The 19,292-nt window shown below is 66.7% G+C and carries 14 protein-coding genes; 8 read left to right on the forward strand and 6 right to left on the reverse strand.

Annotation, left to right across the window (positions count from 1 at the left end; genetic code table 11):
• Positions 1 to 37: 37 nt before the first annotated feature.
• From AC1RQC_RS38430 to AC1RQC_RS38445, 4 genes are all read left to right on the forward strand, one after another.
• Positions 38 to 868 carry a formate dehydrogenase accessory sulfurtransferase FdhD gene (locus tag AC1RQC_RS38430; protein WP_174422654.1) on the forward strand — a complete coding sequence of 277 codons (831 nt, stop codon included), beginning with the start codon at positions 38 to 40 and terminating at the stop codon, positions 866 to 868.
• Between the two features lie 192 nt (positions 869 to 1,060).
• Positions 1,061 to 1,627 (forward strand): dCTP deaminase, encoded by a 567-nt coding sequence (dcd, locus tag AC1RQC_RS38435; protein WP_017230746.1) that lies wholly within the window; start codon positions 1,061 to 1,063, stop codon positions 1,625 to 1,627.
• A 142-nt stretch (positions 1,628 to 1,769) separates the two neighbouring features.
• Positions 1,770 to 4,034, forward strand: a complete 2,265-nt coding sequence (locus tag AC1RQC_RS38440) for an arginine/lysine/ornithine decarboxylase (RefSeq protein WP_183036612.1) — start codon at positions 1,770 to 1,772, stop codon at positions 4,032 to 4,034.
• A gap of 143 nt (positions 4,035 to 4,177) precedes the next feature.
• Complete coding sequence (locus AC1RQC_RS38445) at positions 4,178 to 5,158, forward strand: quinone oxidoreductase family protein (protein ID WP_492886606.1); 981 nt, start codon at positions 4,178 to 4,180, stop codon at positions 5,156 to 5,158.
• A gap of 118 nt (positions 5,159 to 5,276) precedes the next feature.
• On the opposite strand, the gene AC1RQC_RS38450 is transcribed toward AC1RQC_RS38445, so the two are convergent.
• The 5 genes from AC1RQC_RS38450 to AC1RQC_RS38470 all read right to left on the reverse strand — a co-directional run bounded on the left by AC1RQC_RS38450 (position 5,277) and on the right by AC1RQC_RS38470 (position 10,673).
• A complete protein-coding gene (locus AC1RQC_RS38450) occupies positions 5,277 to 7,025 on the reverse strand; it encodes a TRAP transporter large permease (protein ID WP_416049445.1) in 1,749 nt (582 codons plus the stop codon).
• Positions 7,022 to 7,564: a TRAP transporter small permease subunit gene (locus tag AC1RQC_RS38455; RefSeq protein ID WP_492374991.1), complete on the reverse strand. Its 543-nt coding sequence runs from the start codon at positions 7,562 to 7,564 to the stop codon at positions 7,022 to 7,024. The genes AC1RQC_RS38450 and AC1RQC_RS38455 overlap by 4 nt, the downstream gene beginning before the upstream one ends.
• A 214-nt stretch (positions 7,565 to 7,778) precedes the next feature.
• Positions 7,779 to 9,188: an argininosuccinate lyase gene (argH, locus tag AC1RQC_RS38460; RefSeq protein WP_006160535.1), complete on the reverse strand. Its 1,410-nt coding sequence runs from the start codon at positions 9,186 to 9,188 to the stop codon at positions 7,779 to 7,781.
• Between the two features lie 136 nt (positions 9,189 to 9,324).
• Positions 9,325 to 10,071, reverse strand: coding sequence for an anti-sigma factor (locus AC1RQC_RS38465; RefSeq protein WP_492886609.1), 747 nt, complete (start codon positions 10,069 to 10,071; stop codon positions 9,325 to 9,327).
• Positions 10,068 to 10,673: a sigma-70 family RNA polymerase sigma factor gene (locus AC1RQC_RS38470; RefSeq protein ID WP_416049442.1), complete on the reverse strand. Its 606-nt coding sequence runs from the start codon at positions 10,671 to 10,673 to the stop codon at positions 10,068 to 10,070. Before AC1RQC_RS38470 ends, AC1RQC_RS38465 begins: the two co-directional genes overlap by 4 nt.
• 195 nt (positions 10,674 to 10,868) lie before the next feature.
• Between AC1RQC_RS38470 and AC1RQC_RS38475 the strand changes: the two genes are divergently transcribed.
• Positions 10,869 to 11,504, forward strand: a complete 636-nt coding sequence (locus tag AC1RQC_RS38475) for a ferritin-like domain-containing protein (RefSeq protein WP_492376711.1) — start codon at positions 10,869 to 10,871, stop codon at positions 11,502 to 11,504.
• Between the two features lie 182 nt (positions 11,505 to 11,686).
• Here AC1RQC_RS38475 and ppc read toward each other — a convergent pair whose 3' ends face one another.
• Positions 11,687 to 14,701: a phosphoenolpyruvate carboxylase gene (ppc, locus tag AC1RQC_RS38480; RefSeq protein WP_492376710.1), complete on the reverse strand. Its 3,015-nt coding sequence runs from the start codon at positions 14,699 to 14,701 to the stop codon at positions 11,687 to 11,689.
• Between the two features lie 79 nt (positions 14,702 to 14,780).
• On the opposite strand from ppc, the gene hemC reads away from it, so the two are divergent.
• The 3 genes from hemC to AC1RQC_RS38495 are packed head-to-tail and all read left to right on the forward strand — an operon-like array spanning position 14,781 to position 19,145.
• Positions 14,781 to 15,782 (forward strand): hydroxymethylbilane synthase, encoded by a 1,002-nt coding sequence (gene hemC / locus AC1RQC_RS38485; protein ID WP_492376709.1) that lies wholly within the window; start codon positions 14,781 to 14,783, stop codon positions 15,780 to 15,782.
• Positions 15,783 to 15,791: 9 nt separating this feature from the next.
• The gene (gene hemDX, locus AC1RQC_RS38490) at positions 15,792 to 17,951 is read left to right on the forward strand and encodes a fused uroporphyrinogen-III synthase HemD/membrane protein HemX (RefSeq protein ID WP_492376708.1); all 2,160 of its coding nucleotides are present in this window, start codon (positions 15,792 to 15,794) and stop codon (positions 17,949 to 17,951) included.
• A gap of 3 nt (positions 17,952 to 17,954) precedes the next feature.
• Entirely contained in the window at positions 17,955 to 19,145 is a 1,191-nt protein-coding gene (locus AC1RQC_RS38495) for a heme biosynthesis protein HemY (RefSeq protein WP_174422644.1), read from the forward strand.
• Positions 19,146 to 19,292: the final 147 nt, after the last annotated feature.

Below are 19,292 nucleotides of genomic sequence, written 5' to 3' on the forward strand. Positions count from 1 at the left end.
CCCGGCGCGCGCCGCCCATCCCGCATCCCCAACGCCCATGCCCCTGCGCCCTGAAATGACCCACGCGTGCGTCCCCTTGATCGAAGAGGTCGAGGTGGTCGACGAGCAGGGGCGCGTGCGCCAGGCCTTCCTGCCCGGCGAGCGCCCGCTGACGGTCTACCTGGACAAACGCGAGCTGGTGACGTTGATGACGCTGGGCGGGGCGCCCGAGGCCCTGGTGCTGGGTTACCTGCGCAACCAGCGCCTGGTCGAATCGGTCGAGGATATTGCTGCCATCCAGGTCGACTGGGAGACCGAATCCGCCGCCGTCACGACCCGCACGGGCGTGGATCGCATCGAGGAGCGCACGGCGCGCCGGGTGGTGACCACCGGCTGTGGCCAGGGCACCGTGTTTGGCTCGTTGCTGGACGAAGTGGACAATATCCGGCTGCCGGACGACGCCACCCTGGACCAGGAAACGCTCTACGGCATCGTCGACACCATCCGGCTGCAGCAGTCGGTCTACAAACAGGCCGGCTCCGTGCATGGCTGCGCACTGTTCCGCGGGCGCGAGCTGCTGATGTTCATCGAGGATGTGGGCCGGCACAACGCCGTGGATGCCATCGCGGGGCTGATGTGGCTCGAAGGCATGAGCGGCGCTGACAAGGTGTTCTACACCACCGGGCGGCTGACCTCGGAGATGGTGATCAAGGGCGCCCAGATGGGCATTCCATTCCTGCTGTCGCGCTCGGGCGTCACGCAGATGGGCTACCAGATGGCCCGGCGCGTCAACCTGGCTCTCTTTGCCCGGTGCACGGGGCGCCACTTCCTGCTCTATACCGGCCGCGAACGCTTCCGGCACCAGTTGCCGGAACAAGCCACGGCCTGACGCCCGGGGGCGGACAGCCCGTTCCGGGGCCGGGGCGGCATTTAAGGCGGTGATGCCGGATTTTGGTTGTACAATGCGGCCCATCGCAAGGCCCCGGCAGGTCCGGCGCGCCTGTGAGCAAATGCGAGCAGTGTTCCCGGTCAGCATGGGCCGCGCCCGAGCCTGCCCTCATTTGTTCATCCCGATACCCCTATGAGCATCAAATCCGATAAGTGGATCCGCCGCATGGCGGAACAGCACGGCATGATCGAGCCCTTCGAGCCCGGCCAGGTACGGGAAGAAGACGGCCGCAAGATCGTTTCGTACGGCACCTCGAGCTACGGCTACGACATCCGCTGCGCCGACGAATTCAAGATCTTCACCAATATCAACAGCACCATCGTCGATCCGAAGAACTTCGACGAAAAGTCCTTTGTCGACTTCAAGGGCGATGTCTGCATCATCCCGCCGAACTCCTTCGCGCTGGCCCGCACGATGGAGTATTTCCGCATTCCGCGCAGCGTGCTGACCATCTGCCTGGGCAAGAGCACCTACGCGCGCTGCGGCATCATCGTCAACGTGACCCCGTTCGAGCCGGAATGGGAAGGCTATGTGACGCTGGAGTTCTCGAACACCACGCCGCTGCCTGCCAAGATCTACGCCGGTGAAGGCTGTGCCCAGGTGCTGTTCTTCGAGAGCGACGAGATCTGCGAGACTTCCTACCGCGATCGCGGTGGCAAGTACCAGGGTCAGCAAGGTGTCACACTGCCGAAGACCTGATCGCATACAATGCGCGCGTTGCGGTGTTACGGGAAACCCCGGGGCCGCGCGCCAAGCCTGAACGTCGAGCCACATGCCGACCCAGGGGGACGAATCCCCGGGCCATGTGGCTCAAGTCCTTCTTGCCGTCCAAGGATGCCAAATGAAATTCCGCTTCCCCGTCATCATCATCGATGAAGACTTCCGCTCCGAGAACATTTCCGGCTCGGGCATCCGCGCGCTGGCGCAGGCCATCGAGCAAGAAGGCATGGAGGTGATGGGCCTGACCAGCTATGGCGACCTGACCTCCTTCGCCCAGCAGTCCAGCCGTGCTTCTTCGTTCATCGTGTCGATCGACGACGACGAGTTCGTCAGCGAGGACGACCGGCCCGAAGCCGCGGCCATCGAGAAACTGCGCGCCTTCGTCAACGAAGTGCGCCGCCGCAACACCGACCTGCCCATCTTCCTGTACGGCGAGACCCGCACCTCGCGGCATATCCCCAACGATATCCTGCGCGAGTTGCACGGCTTCATCCACATGTTCGAGGACACGCCGGAATTCGTCGCGCGCCACATCATCCGCGAAGCCCGGGTCTACCTGGATTCGCTGGCGCCGCCGTTCTTCAAGGCGCTGATCGCCTACGCGCAGGACAGCTCCTACTCGTGGCACTGCCCGGGGCACTCCGGCGGCGTGGCGTTCCTCAAGAGCCCGGTCGGCCAGGTGTTCCACCAGTTCTTCGGCGAGAACATGCTGCGCGCCGACGTCTGCAATGCCGTCGATGAGCTCGGCCAGCTGCTCGACCACACCGGCCCGGTGGCGGCCTCGGAGCGCAATGCCGCGCGCATCTTCAACTCCGACCACATGTATTTCGTCACCAACGGCACATCCACCTCGAACAAGATGGTGTGGCATGCCAACGTGGCGCCGGGCGACATCGTGGTGGTGGACCGCAACTGCCACAAGTCGATCCTGCACGCGATCATGATGACAGGCGCGATTCCCGTGTTCCTGATGCCCACGCGCAATCACTACGGCATCATCGGCCCGATCCCGAAGAGCGAGTTCGATCCCGAGACCATTCGCCGCAAGATTGCCGCGCACCCGTTCGCCAGCCAGGCCAAGAACCAGAAGCCGCGCATCCTGACCATCACCCAGGGCACCTACGACGGCGTGCTGTACAACGCCGAACAGATCAAGGAAATGCTGGCCACGGAGATCGACACGCTGCATTTCGACGAAGCCTGGCTGCCGCATGCGGCATTCCACGACTTCTATCGCAACATGCACGCGATCGGCAAAGACCGCCCGCGCAGCAAGGACGCGCTGGTGTTCGCCACGCAGTCCACGCACAAGCTGCTGGCCGGCCTGTCGCAGGCCTCGCAGATCCTCGTGCAGGATTCGGATACGCGCAAGCTGGACCGCTACCGGTTCAACGAGGCGTACCTGATGCACACGTCCACCAGCCCGCAGTACTCGATCATTGCCTCGTGCGACGTGGCGGCGGCGATGATGGAAGCCCCGGGCGGCACCGCGCTGGTCGAAGAAAGCATCCAGGAAGCGATGGACTTCCGCCGCGCCATGCGCAAGGTCGAAGGCGACTACGATGCCGGCAACAACGGCGACTGGTGGTTCAAGGTGTGGGGCCCCGAGGCGCTGGTCGAGGACGACATCGGCGACCGTGAAGAGTGGATGCTCAAGGCCAACGAACGCTGGCACGGCTTCGGCGACCTGGCCGACGGCTTCAACCTGCTCGACCCGATCAAGGCCACCATCATCACCCCGGGCCTGGACGTGGACGGCGAGTTCAGCGACCGCGGCATCCCTGCGGCCATCGTCACCAAGTACCTGGCCGAGCACGGCATCATCATCGAGAAGACCGGGCTGTACTCGTTCTTCATCATGTTCACCATCGGCATCACCAAGGGCCGCTGGAACTCGCTGGTGACCGAGTTGCAGCAGTTCAAGGACGACTACGACCAGAACCAGCCGCTGTGGCGCGTGCTGCCGGAATTCGTCGGCAAGCATCCGCAGTACGAGAAGCTCGGCCTGCGCGACCTGTGCGACGCGATCCACAGCGTCTACAAGGCCAATGACGTGGCCCGCGTGACCACCGAGATGTACCTGTCGGACATGGAACCGGCAATGAAGCCGTCGGACGCGTGGGCCATGATGGCCCACCGCGAGATCGAGCGCGTGGCCGTCGACGAACTGGAAGGCCGCGTTACCGCCATCCTGCTCACGCCTTACCCCCCGGGCATTCCGCTGCTGATTCCGGGCGAGCGCTTTAACCGCATCATCGTGCAGTACCTGAAGTTCGCGCGCGAGTTCAACAAGCTGTTCCCCGGCTTCGAGACCGACATCCACGGCCTGGTCGAGGAAGAGGTCGAGGGGGGTGGCAAGGCGTATTTCGTCGACTGCGTGAAGTAACGCAGGCTGGCGGCAAGAATGAAGGCCTCGCGTGTGCGAGGCCTTTTTTCTGCGCTCGCCCATGCCTTGCGCACGGCCGACGCGCCGCGCGAGATTGCGATAGAGTGGCGCTCACAAATCTATGCAACCTCGACGGAGTGGGAATGACATCAGCACGCGTGGTGGAATTGACGGAGTTCGGCGGCCCTGAAGTGATGCGCCTGGTGGATGCCGAGCTGCCCGCGCCGGCGGCCGGCCAGGTGCAGTTGCGCCAGACCGCCATCGGCTTCAACTATATCGACGTCTACCAGCGCTCGGGCAAGTACCCGCTGCCGTCGCCGACCGGGCTGGGCCATGAAGCCGCCGGCGTGGTCGAAGCGGTGGGCGAGGGCGTGACCGCCCTGCGCGAAGGCGACCGCGTGGTCTACATGCACGCTGGCATCGGTGCCTATGCCAGCCGGCGCAACGTGCCCGCCGACAAGCTGGTCAAGCTGCCCGGCAGCATCGACGACCTCACCGCCGCGGCGATCTTCTTCAAGGCCATGACCGCGCAATACCTCGTGCGCAAGACACATCCCGTGCAAGCCGGCGACATCGTGCTGGTGCATGCCGCCGCGGGCGGCGTAGGGCAGATCCTCAGCAGCTGGGCCAAGGCGCTCGGCGCCACCGTGATCGGCACCGCCGGCTCGGCCGAGAAGTGCGAAGTGGCCCGCGCGGCAGGGTGCGATGTCGCCATCAACTATTCGCAGGCGGACTGGGTGGAGCAGGTGATTGCCGCCACCGACGGGCGCAAGGCACGCGTGGTCTATGACTCGGTGGGCAAGCATACCTTCATGGGCTCGCTGGACTGCGCGGCACCATTCGGGCTGGTGGCGCTCTATGGCGCCGCCTCGGGGCCCGTGCCGGCGTTTGAGCCGGAACTGCTCAGCAAGAAGGGCTGCCTGTTCCTGACGCGGCCATCGGTGTTCCCGCACAACGCCGATCCGCAGACGTTCCGTGCCAACGCGGCGGATGTGTTCCAGGCGATCGGGCAGGGCGCGATCCGGGCCGCCATTGGCGCGCGCTTCCCGCTTGAGCAGGTGGCCGAGGCGCATCGGGTGGCAGAGGCGCGCGCGACCACGGGCGCTATCCTGCTGCTGCCGTGACCTGAACCAAGCAGACAAGATGCGGGGGCAACCCCGGAAAACAAAAAGGCCTCGGGTTTGAACGGAACCCGAGGCCTTTTTCCATGCTGGCGACCGAATCCGCCGGCGCATTCTCTCGCTACTTCTTCTTGTCGAACTCGAACTGCGGCGTAGCGGGCTCGCTGTCGGCAGGCGCCGCCGGCAACTCCAGCGTGCCAGGCTCGCTACGGCCGCCTGGCACCGGCGCCGGCACCGAGGCCGCGCCGCCCGGACTCTCACCCCCCAGCGGAATCGTGACCTCCGCCGCATTGCTATGGTGCAACGACCCCTTGTCCAGGAACATCGTCACCAGGCCCGGCCAGAACATCACCAGCACGACCATGATCAGCTGCAGGCCGACCCAGGGCAGCGCGCCCCAGTAGATGTCGGAACTCTTCACTTCCTTGGGCGCAATGCCGCGCAGGTAGAACAGCGCGAAGCCGAAGGGCGGGTGCATGAAGGAGGTCTGCATGTTCACGCACAGCATCACGCCGAACCACACCAGCGCCGCGGTGGCTGCCGCTTCCGGGTTGCCGCCCATCGAATCGGCGACGACCGGCGCCAGCACCTTGACCGCAACCGGCGCCAGCATCGGCACCACGATGAACGCGATCTCGAAGAAGTCCAGGAAGAAGGCGAGGAAGAAGATGAACAGGTTGACCACCAGCAGGAAGCCGATCCAGCCGCCCGGCAGCGAGGTGAACATGTGCTCCACCCAGGCTCCGCCATCCACGCCCTGGAACACCACCGAGAAGCAGGTGGAGCCGATCAGGATGAACACCACCATGGCGGTGATGCGCGCCGTGGACTGGTAAGCCTCGATGATCAGCCCGCGCAGCGCGGTCAGTTGCCCGGCACGCAGCAGCAGCCACGTGATCACGAGGTAGACCACCGCCAGCGGAATGCGGAAGGCATGCGAGCCGAACGCGACGGTGCCGGCGATGATGGCCACGCCCGTGGCGGCAAGGCCGATACGATAGATATTGCGGTCGAGCTTGCCGAAGCCGGGGTCGCGCAGCACCGCCAGCACCAGCGCGCCGACCGCGCCCATGGCGCCGGATTCGGTCGGCGTGGCGATGCCGAGCATGATCGTGCCCAGCACCAGGAAGATCAGCACCGCGCAGGGAATGATGCCGCGCAGGCATTTGCGCCACAGCGCCCAGCCGCGCAGCGTGCGTTCTTCCACCGGCACCGGCGGCAGCCAGTCGGGCTTGATGCGGGCCAGCACGAAGGTATAAAGCGCGAACAGCGCGATCTGGATCACCGACGGGCCCCAGGCGCCCAGGTACATGCTGCCCACGTCGGCGCTGCCCATTGGCGTCTTGAGCTGGTCGGCCAGCACTACCAGCACCAGCGACGGCGGCACCAGCTGCGTGATGGTGCCCGACGCCGCCAGCACGCCGGTGGCGTACTTCATGTTGTAGCGGTAGCGCATCATGACCGGCAGCGAGATCATCGCCATGGCGATCACCTGCGCCGCCACGGTGCCCGTGATGGCGCCGAGGATGAAGCCCACGATGATGACCGAGTAGCCCAGGCCGCCGCGCACCGGGCCGAACAATTGGCCCATGGAGTCCAGCATGTCCTCGGCCAGCCCGCACTTCTCCAGTATCGCCCCCATGAAGGTGAAGAACGGGATGGCGAGCAGCAACTCGTTGGCCAGCACGCTGCCGAACACGCGGCTGGGCACCGCCTGCAGGAAACTGACCGGGAAGTAGCCAAACTGAATGGCCAGGATGCCGAAGGCAAGACCCACCGCCGACAGCGAAAATGCGACCGGGAAGCCGATCAGCATGAATACCACCAGGCCGCCGAACATCAGCGGCGGCATATATTCCAATGGAATCATTGCACCGGCCTCTCGTATTTCGATTCGATGCGCACGAGGCCCTTGAGGGCGGCGATGCGCTTGATCAGCTCGGACACGCCCTGCAAGGCAAGCAGGGCGAAGCCGAGGGGCACCACCAGCTTGATCGGGTAACGCGGCAGGCCGCCGGAGTTACCGGATTGCTCGAGGATGTGCCACGAGGGCAGGAACAGCGATTCCCACGACAGCCAGGCAAACAGCACGCAGGATGGCAGCAGGAAAAAGACAATGCCGAAGATGTCGATCCAGTGTTGCGCGCGCTCCGATACGTTGCCGTAGATCAGGTCCACGCGCACGTGTTCGTTGCGCTGGAAGGTGTAGGAGGCGCCGAACATCACCGCGATGGCGAACATATACCATTGCAGCTCGAGCGGCCAGTTGTCGCTGAGGTTGAAGCCGTAACGCAGCAGGGCGTTGCCTGCGCTGATCAGGCACGACAGCAGGATCATGATGTTTGCAAGCCTGCCCGTGTGCTGATTCAACCTGTCGATCTGTCGTGACAGACCAAGCAAGTAATACATGGGTTGTCTCCCCTGTTTTTGCGGCGATTAGTTTATCTGTAACAAAATGCTTCGGCGCTTGGGGCTAATACCTACCGCTTCGCGCAAAAATCAAAAGAGCCGGGAAACAATAAAAAAAACCGCCAGGGGTCTGCCCTGGCGGCTTTCTTTCAAAACAAAACTTACGTGAAACTTACATCGGCACGCTGCGCTGCATTGAATCCGCAGCCTGCGTTTAAAGCGTGGCGCGCGCCGCGGCAATGGCCGCGCGTACCTGTGCCGGCGCGGTGCCGCCGATGTGGTTACGCGCCGCGACCGAGCCTTCCAGCGTCAGCACCGCGTGCACGTCATCGCCGATCAGCGCGGCCTTGTCGCCCAGGCCGGTGACTTCGCGCAGCTCGGCCACGGTCAGGTCGGCCAGGTCGCAGCGGCGGTCGTCGCAGGCGCGCACCGCGTGGGCCACGGCTTCGTGGGCATCGCGGAAGGGCAGGCCGTGCTTGACCAGGTAGTCGGCCAGGTCGGTGGCGGTGGCGTAGCCTTGCAGCGCGGCGGCGCGCATGGCGTCCGGCTTGACCGAGATGCCCGGCACCATGTCGGCGAAGATGCGCAGCGTGTCGGCCACGGTGTCCACCGTGTCGAACAGCGGCTCTTTGTCTTCCTGGTTGTCCTTGTTGTACGCCAGGGGCTGGCCCTTCATCAGGGTCAAGAGGCCGATCAGGTGGCCGTTGACGCGGCCGGTCTTGCCACGCGCCAGTTCGGGCACGTCCGGGTTCTTCTTCTGCGGCATGATCGAGCTACCGGTGCAGAAGCGGTCGGCGATATCGATAAAGCCCACGCGCGGGCTCATCCAGATCACCAGTTCTTCGGAGAAGCGCGAGATGTGGGTCATCACCAGCGCGGCGGCGGCGCAGAATTCGATGGCGAAGTCACGGTCGGAGACGGCGTCCAGCGAGTTGCGGCACACGCCGTCGAAGCCCAGCTGCTGCGCCACGAACTCACGGTCGATCGGGTAGCTGGTGCCGGCCAGCGCGGCGGCGCCCAGCGGCAGGCGGTTCACGCGGCGGCGGCAGTCGGCCATGCGCTCGGCGTCGCGCGTGAACATTTCCACGTAGGCCAGCAGGTGGTGGCCGAAGGTGACCGGCTGGGCCACCTGCAGGTGGGTGAAGCCCGGCAGGATGGTGTCGGCGTTCTTCTCGGCCAGGTCCAGCAGCGCGCCACGCAGCGCGCCCAGCAGGCCGATGATGGTGTCAATCTCGCTGCGCAGCCACAGGCGGATATCGGTAGCGACCTGGTCGTTACGCGAGCGGCCGGTGTGCAGGCGCTTGCCGGCGTCGCCGACCAGCGCGGTCAGGCGCGCTTCGATATTCAGGTGGACGTCTTCCAGGTCGAGCTTCCACTCGAAGCCGCCGGCCTCGATCTCGCCACGGATCTGCGTCATGCCGCGCTCGATCTCGGCGCGGTCGGCCTCGGCGATGATTCCCTGCTTGGCCAGCATGGCGGCGTGCGCCAGCGAACCCTGGATGTCGAACAGAGCCAGGCGCTTGTCGAAGAACACCGAAGCGGTGTAGCGCTTCACCAGGTCGGACATCGGTTCGGAGAAGCGGGCGGACCAGGCTTCGCCTTTCTTGGCAAGTTGGGAGGTCATGGGCGGTAAGGCTGGGTTAGCTCGCAAGCCGGCGGCGGGCCGCGGGGCGAACGAGAGAATTCGGGGAAACCACGATTATATCGCTGCCGGGCCCCACGCAGACGGTAGCGGGTCCGGGAGGGCCTCCCGGACCGCCCTATAAGGTGTTGTCGATGACCTGGCCCTTGAACACCACCGGCCCGGTGGGGCCGTTGGGGTCGGGCGAGCCGCCGCGCGGCTCCACGCTGATCGCCAGCGCCGGCACTTTGCCCAGCGCCTGGGCGACCGCCAGGCGCAACTGGCGCTGGTGCCCGATCACGCCGAGCGACTGCGGCTTGCCGCCGGCGGGGAGGGCCCAAAGCTGCAGGGCCTGCGCATCGTTCAGTGGCAGGTGATCCAGGCGGCGCAAGGTAAGCGCTTGCGAACGTGCATCCCAAGTCACAAGCACGGCGGCCTGGGCCTGATCGTCGTTGAGCACGGCCACGGCATTGACCAGCGGGGCAGTGTCCAGCTGACGGACCATCCGCACGTTGAGGCCGATTGCCACGGCTGCCAGCGCGGCGGTCGCCATGGTGGCACCGCGCCAGAAGCCGGGGGCGGCCCACAGCCGTTGCCACCAGGCTGCGGGTGCCGCACCGGCCGGGGTGGCCGCGTCGGACGCCTTCATGGCTTGCCAGCCCAGCCGTTGTTCGATCCCGCACCACACCTTCTCCACCGGCGCCGAGGCAGGCTGGAGTTCGGCAAGGCCTGACAGCCTGGACTGCCAGTGGCTGATGGCAGCGCGGATCGCGGGTTCCTCGCGGGCGAGCGTCTCCAGCCGGCGGCGCGCGCCCCCGCGCAACACGCCCAGCGCGTACTGCGCGGCAAGGCGGTCGATCAGGTCGGGATGGCGGCTGAGGTTCATGACAGGCTTTCCAGGCACGTGCGCAGGCGCTCCAGGCCGCGCCGTATCCATGACTTGATGGTGCCAAGCGGCACCTGCAATTGTTCGGACAGCTCGCTATGGCTCATGTCCTTCAGGTAGGCCAGCGAGATAGCCTGCCGCTGTGGCTGTTCCAGCCGCTGCAGGCACTGGTTCAACGCCCGCGCTTGCTGGCTGGCGAGCGCAAGTTCCGCCGGGCCGGCCGCTTCGTCGGCCAGCCACTCGCCAAGGCTGTCGTCCAGCTCCACGGTCTGGCTGGTGCGGGCAGCTGCCTGGCGGCGCAGGCAATCCAGCGCCCGGTTGCGCACGATGGCTGTCATCCAGGTCATCGGGGCAGCCAGGTGCGGCCGGTAGTCGCCGGCGTGATGCCAGATGCTGACGAAACTCTCTTGCACCACATCCTCCGCCCAGTCGTGCCTGTTGGTTATACGCAGCGCGAGGCCAAACAGTTTCGTTGCGGTCTGGTCGTAGAGCTGCCGCAAGGCGTGCCGGTCTCCCATGGCCGCGCCTTGCAGCAACGCGGCAAGCAGGTCGGCGTCGGCCGGCCTGGGGGCAAAAGAGGAGTCGGCGGGGGAGGAGGGCACCGGGGGCGGATATCAGCAAGTGACGTTCCCGGATTATAGGCACGGCTCGCGCGCGGCATGCGAAGGATCGCTGCATCCGATGGCCAATTGCGCGCGTAGAAGAGACAGGCGCCGCCGTTGCAGCCGCGATGCAAGCCGCATCCGAGCGCATGCGACCCCATGAAGGCGCCGTCCACCCCTATACAGGAGAACACCATGGAACGCATGCAGTCGAGCACCGCGCAGCACGAACGCCAGGCCGGCGAGGACACGGACAGCCGCATCCTTGTTGCGCCGGATGCGCGCCGGCGCGGCTTGCTGAAAGTCCCCGGCCTATTCGCGCTGGGATCGCTGGCGGTGATGAGCCTGGGCGAGTCGATGCCAGCATGGGCGCAGGTTCAGTCCGGCAGCACCAAGGACGATATCGCGATTCTCAATGTTGCCCTCGGGCTGGAATACCAGGCCATCGCGGCCTATCAGGTTGGCGCGGAGAGCGGTTTGCTGCAAAAACCCGTGCTGGAAACAGCGGTCAAGTTCCAGACGCACCACAAGGCACACGCACAGGTGCTGGCGGGCACGGTGTCCAAGATGGGCGGCAGCCCCGTGATCACCAAAAAGCCGGGCGAATACGGCTTCCCGACCGATCAGCTGAAAACCCAGGCCGACGTACTGCGCTTTGCCGCCGGCCTGGAGAAGGGGGCCACCGCGGCCTACCTGGGCGTATTGCCGAACTTCCACAATCGCGAGCTGACCAAGGCCGCCGGCAGCATCCTGGGTGACGAAGCGATGCATTGGGCCATCCTGCTCTCGGTGCTCGGCGAAGACCCGGTGCCGGGCGCGTTCGTCGGCTAAAAGCCTGGCCGCCAATATCGGATGGAGAGCCGCGCGCCCGGTCTGCCGTTTCTGCCCGAATAGCCAATACCTACGGTAGACGAGCCACACTCTGCGCCGTCCGGCCAACTGGCCGGACGGGTTCCCCGCCATGGTGCCAGCCACCATGGCGGCTTTTTTTGCGCAGTGCGTGCAGCCTCGCCTTAGCCGCTGTTGCGCAGGCCCGCCGCCACCCCGTTGATGGTCAGGTGAATGCCGCGCCGCACGCGGATGTCGTCACCGTCCTTGCCCGAGCGGTAGCGCTTGAGCAATTCCACCTGCAAGTGGTTGAGCGGGTCCAGGTAGGCGAAGCGGTTCTTGATCGAACGGGCCAGCAGCGGGTTGTCCGCAAGGCGTTCATGACGGCCGGTGATCAGCGCCAGCATCTCGCACGTCAGGTGCCACTCGGCGCTGATGCGCGCGAACACCGTCTTGCGCAGCGCGGCGTCTTCGCACAGCTGCGCGTAGCGCGAGGCCACGGCCAGGTCGGTCTTGGCCAGCACCATGTCCATATTGGACAGCAGCGTGGTGAAGAACGGCCAGGTCTTGACCATGCGGCGCAGCGTGGCTACGGCCGCCTTGTGCGCTCGCTCGTCAGGCGCCTCGTCCAGCAGTGCCTTGACCGCGCTGCCAAAGCCGTACCAGCCCGGCAGCAGCAGCCGGCACTGGCCCCAGGAAAAGCCCCAGGGAATCGCGCGCAGGTCTTCGATGCGGCGCTGCTTCTTGTCCATCAGCTTGCGCGAGGCCGGGCGCGAACCGAGGTTGAGGTCGGCGATCTCGGTGATCGGCGTGGTGGCGAAGAAGTAGTCCTTGAAGCCGGGCGTGTCGTACACCAGGTGACGATACGACGTGAACGCGCGATCCGAGAGCTGCTGCATCACGGCCTCGAACGTCGCCAGGTCCTTCGGCGCGTTCTGCGTCGGCAGCAGCGAGGCTTCCAGCGTGGCGGCGATCACCGTTTCCAGGTTGCGCCGGCCGATCTCGGCGTTGGCGAACTTGCTGTTGATGATTTCGCCCTGCTCGGTCAGGCGGATCTGGCCGTTGACCGTGCCCGGCGGCTGCGACAGGATGGCCTGATAGGTCGGGCCGCCGCCGCGGCCAACGGTGCCGCCGCGGCCGTGGAATAGCCGCAGCTTCACGCGGCGCGCCTCGAACACCTGCACCAGTGCCAGCTCGGCCTTGTATAGCTCCCAGTTGGAGGTGAGGAAGCCGCCGTCCTTGTTGGAGTCGGAGTAGCCCAGCATCACTTCCTGCTCGCCGCCATGGTGGGCGATCACCGAGGCAAAGCCCGGCAGCTCCAGCAGCGATTGCATGATGCCGGCGGCGTTGCGCAAGTCCTCGATGGTCTCGAACAGCGGGATCACCATCAGTTCCGGGCGCGCCGGGTTGGTCTTGTTGCCCAGCGTGCCGTGCAGCATGCCGGTTTCCTTCTGCAGCAGCAGCACTTCGACCAGGTCGGACAGCGTCTCGGTGTGCGAGATGATGTAGTTGCGGGCCACGCGCGCGCCGTAGCGGGCGCGCAACTCGCGCGCCATGTTCAGGATGGCCAGCTCGCTGCGGGTCTGCTCGGAATAGGCATGCCAGGGCAGCGTCAGCAGGCGCGGCTGGCGCAGCTCGGCCAGCAGCAGTTCCAGCTTGCGGGCTTCTGTCAGGCCGGCATAGTCGGCCTCAACCCCGGCTGCGGCGAACAGTTCCGCGATCACCGCCTCGTGCACGTCGGACACCTGGCGCATGTCGATCGAGGCCAGGTGGAAGCCGAATACGGCGATGGCCTTGGCCAGCGCGTCGATGCGGGTGCGCGCCAGCGCCTCGCCGTGATGGGCGCGCAGCGAGTCGATCACGACCTGCACGTCGGCGGCAAAGGATTGCGCGTCGGCATAGGGCGCGGAGTCGGCCACCGGGTGGCGCGGCGCGGCCTGGCCGGTGACGGCCTGGCAGGTTGCCGCCAGGCGCGCATAGATGCCGATCAGTGCGCGGCGGTACGGCTCGTCGGCGCGATGCTCGGAGTGGTCGGGCGAGGCATCCGCCAGCGCCAGCAGTTCCGGGCTGGCCTCCACCATCAGGCTCGACATCGACAGTTCGGCGCCCAGCGCGTGGACTTCGTCCAGGTACCACTCCAGGATCAGCGACGATTGCTGGCTCGCGGCGTGTTGCAGCGTGTCGGCGGTGACGTTGGGGTTGCCGTCGCGGTCGCCGCCGATCCAGGAGCCCATCTGGAAGAAGGGCGCGAGCTGGGTAGAGGCGGCAGGCGCAGCCTTGCTCTTGCGCGCGGCGGGAAACACCGCGGCGATGTCCTCTTCCAGCTCGCTCATCAGTTGCGGGATGCCGCGCAGGAAGCAGGTGCGGTAGTAGGACAGCGCATTCTCGATTTCGTCCACCACCATCAGCCGCGTATTGCGCAGCATGCGGGTCTGCCACAGCGTGGTGACGCGCGCGCGCAACAGCGCGGTGTTGTGATCGCGCTCACGCGCGGTCATGGGCAGGTCGCGCTCGGCCAGCAGGCGGGCGATCTCGCGCTCGGCGTCGAGAATGCTCTTGCGCTGGACTTCGGTCGGGTGCGCGGTCAGTACCGGCACGATCAGCGCTTCGTCGAAGAACTTGCGCAGTGTCTTGCCGGTTACGCCGGCCGCGTCGATGGCCTGCAGCGCATGCGCCAGGCTGCCCGGCTGCGGCGGCGATCCGGCCAGCGCGTGCACGCGCCGGCGGCGGTTGTGGTGCTGGTCCTCGGCGATATTGGCCAGGTGCGAGAAATAGCTGAAGGCGCGCACCACCGAGTTGGTCTGGTCGCGCGACAGGCGCTTGAGCAGACGATCCAGCTCCGCGCCGGCGGCGCGGTCGTTCTCGCGGCGAAAGCGCACGGCGGTCTGGCGGATGGTCTCGACCAGCTCGAAGGCCGATTCGCCTTCCTGCTCGCGCACGCAATCTCCCAGCAAGCGGCCCAGGAAGCGGATGTCCTCGCGCAGGGGCACATCCTTGTCGCTGGCGCGGCGGGCCGGGGTCGCGGCGGGCGCGGCTTCAGGCTTCGCGGCGCTGGTGCGCCTGGCGCGGGTGGCCTTGGCGGATGGGGCAGATGGGGCGGTCGCGGGAATCGAGGCGGAAGCCAATGCGGTGTCGGGGGCGTCTGCCCGGCTGGCGGTTGGCTTGCGCCGGCCTGCGGGGCGCGCAGCTTGCTGCGTCATGCAATCTCCTGTCGTTTCTTATCTATTGTGTGTTGTCTGTTGGCCCGGAGCGGCTTGGGGTGCGTGCTAACATTCGCGGATGCAAGCATCCGTCTCCCCGTCTTCGTCCAGCGCTGCGCCGCGCAAGCTAGTCATCGCCTCCCGTGAAAGCCGTCTGGCTATGTGGCAGGCCGAGCATGTGCGTGCTGCGTTGCAACAATACTATCCCGCGTGCGATGTGTCCATTCTCGGAATGACGACGCGCGGAGATCAGATTCTAGACCGTACTTTGTCCAAGGTTGGCGGCAAGGGCCTGTTCGTCAAGGAACTCGAGATCGCGATGGCCGAAGGCCGCGCCGACCTCGCCGTGCACTCCCTCAAGGATGTGCCGATGGAGTTGCCTGAAGGGTTTGCCCTGACCGCCATCATGGAGCGCGAGGACCCGCGCGATGCGCTGGTCTCAAGCCGCTTCGCCTCGCTGGACGACATGCCCGCGGGCACCGTGGTAGGCACCTCCAGCCTGCGCCGCGAGGCCGCGTTGCGCACCCGCTACCCCCACCTGGTGATCCAGCCGCTGCGCGGCAACCTGGATACCCGCCTGGCCAAGCTCGACCGCGGCGACTACGGCGCCATCATCCTGGCCGCCGCCGGCCTCAAGCGACTTGGCCTGGCCGACCGTATCCGTGCCGTGCTGGATCCCGTCAGCTCGCTGCCGGCAGCCGGGCAGGGCGCGCTGGGTATCGAGATCCCGTCCGGCCGCCCCGAGCTGGCCGCGTGGCTGGCGCCGCTGAACCATGCGCCCAGCGCGCTGGCCGTGACCGCCGAGCGTGCCGTGTCGCGCATGCTGGGCGGTTCGTGCCAGGTGCCGCTTGCCGCGCATGCGCGCTGGGAGGGCACGCAACTGCACATCGACGCCTTCGTGGCGCTGCCCGACGGCAGCCGCAGCGTGCGGGCCCAGTCCGCGGCCGTGGTGGAAGGCGCCGATGCGTCCAGCCAGGCCGAAGCGCTTGGCAAGGCCGTTGCCCAGGACCTGTTGGGGCAGGGCGCGGCTGATATTCTCGCGGCGCTGGTGGATCCGGCGTCCCCTCAAGCCCCTGCCTGAGACCGGCCCATGCCCCGCCCGACCGTCGTTGTAACACGACCCGCCGGGCAGTCCCGGCAACTTACCGAGGCCTTGTCGGCCGCCGGCCTGGACGTGCTTGGCTTTCCCCTGCTGGCGATCGGCCCCGTGGCCGACGATGCCCCCTTGCGCGCGGCGCTGGCGCAACTGGCGGACTTCACGCTGGTGGTCTTCGTCAGTCCCAATGCCGTGGCCTTCGCACTCGATGCGCTGGCCCAGGTGCAGGACAAGCCCGCGCCGCAGTGGCCGGCATCCGTAGCGGTAGCCGTGGTTGGCCCCGCCAGCGTGGCTGCGCTGGCCGAGCGCGGGATTGCCGCGCCCAACTACCGCGTGATCGCCCCGGCGGGTTGCACGACCGGCCATGAGGCAGACAACGGCGACGCCGCCAACGGTGGCGACGGCGCCGCGGCGCGCTTCGATTCCGAGGCCCTGTGGCAACAGCTTGAAGCCCAGCTTGGTGCCGGGGCGCTTGCCGGACGTAAGGTCTTGATCATCCGTGGCAATGGCGGACGCGACTGGCTGGCCGAGCGCCTGCGCGCCGCCGGCGCCGAGGTGCAGGCGGTCGAGGCCTACCAGCGCTCGGTCCCCACGCCCGGCAGCATGCAATGGCAAGCCGTGCGCGACGCGCTCAAGCCGGGCGCGGCACCGCAGGCCTGGCTGCTGACCAGTTCCGAAGCCGTGCGCAATCTCGATGAGATGGCGCGCCAGGCCCTGAGCCCGCAAGAGCTCGCCTGCCTGCGCCAGGTGCAGTGCATCGCGCCCCATGCGAGAATCGCCGAACAGGCCTTGGCCCTCGGGTTCTCGCACTTGCTGCGCGCCGCACCCGGAGACGAAGGCCTGCTGGCGGCTTGCCGCCAGTGGGCGCAGGCGCATGCCGGCCCGCCGGCGCCGATGCCTGTCGCGGCGCCGCCGGCTGCCGCCGCGCCCGTCCCGCTCGCCACGGTGCCGCCACTCCCGGCACCACCACCAGTCAACCCACCGCCCGCAACGTCAACGAAGGTCGATCGCGTGACGCAAGACAATACCGCTCCTCCCGCTTCCAGCCCGCCTCCCGCGGCTGGCGCCTCGCTGCCCGCGCGCGGCGCACCCCGCGTCAATCCATGGTGGTTGCTGCTGTTCCTGCTGATCCTGGCCATCGGCGGCGGTTTCTGGTGGCTGCAGCAGCGCGTGGACCACCTGACCCAGGAACTGGCGCGGCGCCAGCAGAGCAACGATGCGCTAGTGCAGGAAACCCGGGTGCTCTCGCGCAACGCGCAGGACACCGTCAAGGAACTGCAGGCCAAGGTTGGCGCGCTGGACGGCCAGGTGGGCGAGGCCCGCGACAAGCAATCCGCGCTGGAGCAGGTCTACCAGGACCTGATGCGCAACCGCGACGACTGGGAGATTGCCGAGATCCAGCAACTGCTCACCAACGCCGGCCAGCAACTCCAGCTGACGGGCAATGTGCAGGTAGCACTGGCCGCGCTGCAAAGCGCCGACACGCGCCTTGCACGGACCGACAAGCCGCAGTACAACCTGCTGCGCCGTGCCATCGCCCGCGACGTGGCGCGCATGAAGGCCGTGCCGGATACGGACCTGACCGGTGCCGCCATCAAGCTCGATGAAGCCATCAACCAGATCGATACGCTGCCGTTGCTGTCGAGCGAGCGCATGCTCGAGCGCAGTGAAGCGGATGCGCGCAAGACGGACGGGAAGGCGGAGGCTGTCGACAAGCCCGCCAAGCCCGCCGGCGCCAAGGCTGGCAAGAATGCCGCCAAGGACGAGGCCGCGCCGGCCGGCAACGCGATCGGCAACTGGTTTGGCCGCCTGTGGGGCAGTGTGCGCGACGAGCTGATGCAGGTTATCCGCATCCGCCGCGTGGATGATGCCCAGGCACTGCTGCTGACCGGCGACCAGGGCTGGTTCCTGCGCGAGAACGTCAAGCTGCGGCTGCTCAATGCGCGCCTGGCGCTGCTGTCGCGCAACGAGCCGGTGTTCCGCAATGACCTGGCGGCCGCGCAAGCCATGATCGGACGCTATTGCGACACCAAGTCGCGCCGCGTGCAGGCCGTTCTGACCCTGCTCAAGCAGGCCCAGGCCGGCGCCGTGACGGTGCAGTTGCCCACCATGGCGGAAAGCCTCGGCGCGCTGCAAGCGCTCAAGAAGGAGTAGCGCATGCGGCTTCTTTTCTGGGTAGCTATCCTGTTTGGCGGCGCGGTCGGGCTCGCGCTGTTCACGCAATTCAACCAGAGCAACCTGGTTCTGTTCTACCCGCCTTACCGGGTTGAGCTGTCGCTGAACCTGGCGCTGGCCCTGCTGTTGCTGGCGTTCTTCGTGGTCTGGACCATCCTCAGCACTGCGCGCCATCTGTCCGAGATGCCGGCGCGTGCCGCGGCCTACCGCGAGCGCAGCCGCATGAACCGCGCGCAGGCGGCCTTGCGCGAGTCCATCGAGAACCTGTTCGCCGGCCGCTTTGCCCGTGCCGAGCGTACCGCGCGCGAGGCCCAGGCCTGGCCTGAGCAGGCCCAGACGGCAGCGCTGATCGGCGCCCGCGCGGCGCACCGCATGCAGGAAACCGAGCGGCGCGACGCCTGGATGGCGCAGGTGACCGATCCTGAGCGCGAGCAGGCCCGGCTGGTGTCGATGGCCGAGTTGCTGGTCGACGCGCGCGATGCGGAAGGCGCGCTGGAAACCATCGCGCAGCTGCAGGCCCAGGGCGCGCGTCAGATCCACGTGCAGCGCATCGCGCTGCGTGCCCACCAGCACCTGAAGAACTGGACCGAAGTCCTGCGCCTGGCGCGCTCGCTGGAAAAGCGCAATGCCCTGCATCCTGTGCTGGCGCTGCGCCTCAAGCAACTGGCCTGCGAGGCCCTGCTGGAGGAGCGCCGCCACGACGTGCAGGGCCTGCAGGATTTCTGGCGTTCGTTGTCCACCGACGAACGCCGCGCGGCCCGCATCGCCGAGCCCGCAGCGCGCTATTTCGCGGCGCTGGGCCGTCAGGATGAAGCGCGCAAGATCGTGGAGGACGCGCTCAAGGTCAACTGGGATAGCCGGCTGGTCTTGCGCTATGCCGAATGCGCGGAGCCGGGACGTGCGCTGCCGCAGATTCAGCAGGCGGAGAAATGGCTGACGCAGCATCCTGTGGACGCGGATCTCTACTTCACGCTAGGCGTGCTGTGCCTGGGCGAGAAGCTATGGGGCAAGGCGCAGTCCAGCTTTGAGCGGGCGTTGAAATATGCGGATGCTGACCTGCAGCGCAGGCTGCGGGTTCGGGCGCATCTGGCGTTGGCTAAGATGTTTGAGGAGACCGAGCGGCCTGAGGAGGCGCAGCGGCATTATCGGGAGAGTGCGATTTTGGCGGCTTGAGGGGGTGGGTTGGGGTTGATGTCAACTGCAACTGCAAATCGGTTTCAAATTCAACGGCTTAACGTCAAAGGCAACTGCGGTTTCACCACCCCTGCGGGGCGGCGACCTACTTTCTTGTCTTGCCAAGAAAGTAGGCAAAGAAGGCGC

It is taken from the genome of Cupriavidus sp. GW822-FHT03E04 (genome assembly GCF_058801495.1).

Excerpts from the sequence above, each read along its gene's own strand:
- hemC (WP_492376709.1), top strand. The coding sequence starts at position 14,781 with ATGCAAGCATCCGTCTCCCCGTCTTCGTCCAGCGCTGCGCCGCGCAAG.
- dcd (WP_017230746.1), top strand. The coding sequence starts at position 1,061 with ATGAGCATCAAATCCGATAAGTGGATCCGCCGCATGGCGGAACAGCAC.
- AC1RQC_RS38440 (WP_183036612.1), top strand. The coding sequence starts at position 1,770 with ATGAAATTCCGCTTCCCCGTCATCATCATCGATGAAGACTTCCGCTCC.
- AC1RQC_RS38495 (WP_174422644.1), top strand. The coding sequence starts at position 17,955 with ATGCGGCTTCTTTTCTGGGTAGCTATCCTGTTTGGCGGCGCGGTCGGG.
- AC1RQC_RS38475 (WP_492376711.1), top strand. The coding sequence starts at position 10,869 with ATGGAACGCATGCAGTCGAGCACCGCGCAGCACGAACGCCAGGCCGGC.
- AC1RQC_RS38450 (WP_416049445.1), bottom strand. The coding sequence starts at position 7,025 with ATGATTCCATTGGAATATATGCCGCCGCTGATGTTCGGCGGCCTGGTG.
- AC1RQC_RS38455 (WP_492374991.1), bottom strand. The coding sequence starts at position 7,564 with ATGTATTACTTGCTTGGTCTGTCACGACAGATCGACAGGTTGAATCAG.
- AC1RQC_RS38430 (WP_174422654.1), top strand. The coding sequence starts at position 38 with ATGCCCCTGCGCCCTGAAATGACCCACGCGTGCGTCCCCTTGATCGAA.
- ppc (WP_492376710.1), bottom strand. The coding sequence starts at position 14,701 with ATGACGCAGCAAGCTGCGCGCCCCGCAGGCCGGCGCAAGCCAACCGCC.
- AC1RQC_RS38445 (WP_492886606.1), top strand. The coding sequence starts at position 4,178 with ATGACATCAGCACGCGTGGTGGAATTGACGGAGTTCGGCGGCCCTGAA.
- argH (WP_006160535.1), bottom strand. The coding sequence starts at position 9,188 with ATGACCTCCCAACTTGCCAAGAAAGGCGAAGCCTGGTCCGCCCGCTTC.
- AC1RQC_RS38465 (WP_492886609.1), bottom strand. The coding sequence starts at position 10,071 with ATGAACCTCAGCCGCCATCCCGACCTGATCGACCGCCTTGCCGCGCAG.
- hemDX (WP_492376708.1), top strand. The coding sequence starts at position 15,792 with ATGCCCCGCCCGACCGTCGTTGTAACACGACCCGCCGGGCAGTCCCGG.